Source organism: Candidatus Streptomyces philanthi (genome assembly GCF_059553635.1).
On sequence record NZ_JCANQV010000493.1, the window covers coordinates 1 to 2,602 of the forward strand.

The 2,602-nt window shown below is 72.4% G+C and carries 2 protein-coding genes and 2 pseudogenes; 1 reads left to right on the forward strand and 3 read right to left on the reverse strand.

The genetic code is table 11. From position 1 onward, the window contains the following. Positions 1 to 325: 325 nt before the first annotated feature. On the reverse strand, positions 326 to 1,156 hold the full coding sequence (gene nadE / locus AC51EU_RS29390; protein WP_496270137.1) for an NAD(+) synthase: 831 nt from the start codon (positions 1,154 to 1,156) through the stop codon (positions 326 to 328). 144 nt (positions 1,157 to 1,300) lie between these two features. Continuing rightward, positions 1,301 to 1,855: a GH25 family lysozyme gene (locus AC51EU_RS29395; RefSeq protein ID WP_496270138.1), complete on the reverse strand. Its 555-nt coding sequence runs from the start codon at positions 1,853 to 1,855 to the stop codon at positions 1,301 to 1,303. 151 nt (positions 1,856 to 2,006) lie between these two features. On the opposite strand from AC51EU_RS29395, the pseudogene AC51EU_RS29400 reads away from it, so the two are divergent. Next, positions 2,007 to 2,156 (forward strand): annotated as a pseudogene (locus AC51EU_RS29400) (ATP-binding protein); the annotation flags it as partial. A gap of 125 nt (positions 2,157 to 2,281) precedes the next feature. Here AC51EU_RS29400 and AC51EU_RS29405 read toward each other — a convergent pair. Beyond that, positions 2,282 to 2,602: pseudogene (locus AC51EU_RS29405) on the reverse strand (M56 family metallopeptidase); the annotation flags it as partial.

The following is a 2,602-nucleotide window of genomic DNA, read 5'->3' on the forward strand; positions in this document are numbered from 1 at the left end:
TCGACGAGCCGGTCGGCGTCCCCGCGGGCCGGGGCGGTGTGCAAGGTCGAGGCCAGGTCGGATGCGGTGGTCAGCGCGCTCCGGAGTTCGCGCAGGTGTGCGTAACCCATGCCTCGGAGCGTAGGTGCCCCCACTGACAATCGGTCTTCGCGGCTTCCCATGGCCGCATCCCTGCCCGCTCGGACCCGCGATGCGGCAAGGGAGCGGTGACCGTCCCCTTACCGGCGTATGACATGTTCGTGCCGACGTGTGACACCGGCCGCGCGCCCCCGGACAGCGCGACGCGCCCCGGACCACGGGGCCCGGGGCGCGTCGCGGGACATGGTCAGGGCGCGATCGGCAGGCTGCGCTTGTGCTCGGTGAGGTGGTAGCGGCGCACGATCGCCTCGAAGACGGCCGCCTCGACTTCCTCGCCCTCCAGGAAGTCGTCGATCTGGTCGTACGTCACACCCAGCGCGTCCTCGTCCGGCTTGCCCGGGGAGAGGGTCTCCAGGTCGGCCGTCGGCACCTTCCACACCAGGTCGTGGGGGGCGCCCAGCGCGGCGGCCACCGCGCGCACCCGGCGCTTGGTCAGTCCGGTGAGCGGGACGACGTCGGCCGCGCCGTCGCCGTGCTTGGTGAAGAAGCCCGAGACCGCCTCGGCGGCGTGGTCGGTGCCCACCACCAGGCCGTCCTGGGCGCCGGCCACCGCGTACTGCGCGATCATGCGCTCACGGGCCTTGATGTTGCCCTGGACGAAGTCCTGGTGGCCCTCGTCGCGGAAGGTGAGCCCGCCGTCCAGTACGGCGCGCAGCGAGGCGTCGGCCGCCGGGCGTATGTCGACGGTCAGCACCTGGTCGGGGCGGATGAACTCCAGGGCCAGCCGGGCGTCCTTCTCGTCGGCCTGGGTGCCGTACGGCAGCCGCATCGCGAAGAACGTCGCGTCGTGCCCCGCGGCCCGGGCCCGCTCCACGGCGAGCTGGCAGAGCCGGCCCGCGGTCGTGGAGTCGACGCCGCCGCTGATGCCGAGGACCAGACTGCGCAGCCCGGTCGTCGTCAGGCGTTCGGTGAGGAAGGTCACCCGGCGCTCGATCTCCTGTGCCGGGTCGAAGGACTCGGTCACCTGGAGACGGCGGGCGATCTCCTCCTGCTGGGCCTTGGACGCCGGGTCGGTCACGGCTGCTCCTCGTTCGTGTCGCCGCGTGGTGCGGTGTGCGGATGAACGTCCCCCTCGCACCAGTGTGCTCGATGGTGCGCGAGGGGACGGAGAAACCTTACGACCTCGACCGCAACGGGCAGCGGCGTCCACTGCCGCCCCCGGTCATGCCGGGTGTGCCCACTTCTTGAGCGCGGCCCGGCTCGCGAAGTCCGCGACGTCCTTGTCCAGCGGCTGGTCGGTGTACTGGTGGATGCGCCACTTCGCCTTGATCCGGGGGTGCCCGGCCGTGACGTAGTCGGCGATCCACAGTCCGTCACCCGTGTACGACGTGGTGTCGCGGTTCAGCCAGAAGTCACGGTTGCAGTAGAGAAGCACGCGGTGCGTGGGGCGGAGCTTCCTGACCTCCCGCAGGAACTGGTCCTTCTCCGCGTTGCTGGCGGCCGTCCCGTCCCCCGTGCGCTCCCAGTCGGCGGCCAGGAGATCGCCCTGCACCGAGGCGCACTTCTCGACGAAGTACCGCGCCTGCGCCGCGATGTTGCCGGGCCACAGGAAGTGGTAGAAGCCCACCACGGCCCCCGCCTTGCGGGCCTTGGCCGCCTGCGCCGACTGGTGCGGGTTGATGTAGGAGCGGCCCTCGGTCGCCTTGATGAACACGAAATCCAGCCCGTCCGCGTTGTAGGACGTGTTGTACGAGCTGACGTCTACGCCGTGCAGCATGAGGGGCCTCCCACCGTTGGATCCGCGCGTTCGGGAACCTTGTCCGCGCTTCAGCAGTTCAGCACGTGTACGAGCGGAGACGCCAGATCGGGCCTCTGAAGTTCCTTAGTGCGAAGGTGAGTTGAAGATTCGGGGGAGGGGTGTGAAGGGGATGGACACCTGGTGCGGGAGGGGCCGGAAATCCCCCGCCGCCCGCGACCTCCCCGGCGCCGGCCTCGGCCTCGCCATCGTCCGCGAGGTCGCCACCGCCCACGGCGGCCACGTCTTCGCCGCCCCGCGCCACGGGGGCGGCGCGACCTTCGGGTTCACGGTGGGGCCGGGGGTATCGGGGGAGGGGTCAGGGTGGGGCGCCCGTGTGCGGCTCCGTATCCCCGCCAATGCTCGCCCGAGCCCCCACGGCGACCTGGCGCCGCTCCCGCCCGCGGATCAGTGCGGCGGTATCTCCCCCTGGGCCGTCTCCACCGTCGTGTGCAGGTCCTCCACCGCGTCCAGGGTGGCACCGGCGGAGAAGGCGAGGCAGGTGAGGAGGGCCGCGGCGGTGAGGCGGCGGGCGTAGTGCCGGGGGCGGGGGCGCATCGGGGGGTGTGCGGTGTCCTGCGCCGGGGTGAGCAGGGCGGCGACGCGCCGGGGTACGGGACCGGCGGTCGCGGCGAGAACGGTGCGCGGGCGCACGGGCGAGTCCGGGGAGGGGCGGGTGGCCAGGGCGGCGCGGCCGATGGCGCGGGCGGTGGTGCGGCGGTCGCCGGT

Bases quoted from the DNA above. Each gene is read 5' to 3' on its own strand.
- AC51EU_RS29395 (WP_496270138.1), bottom strand. From the start codon at position 1,855: ATGCTGCACGGCGTAGACGTCAGCTCGTACAACACGTCCTACAACGCG.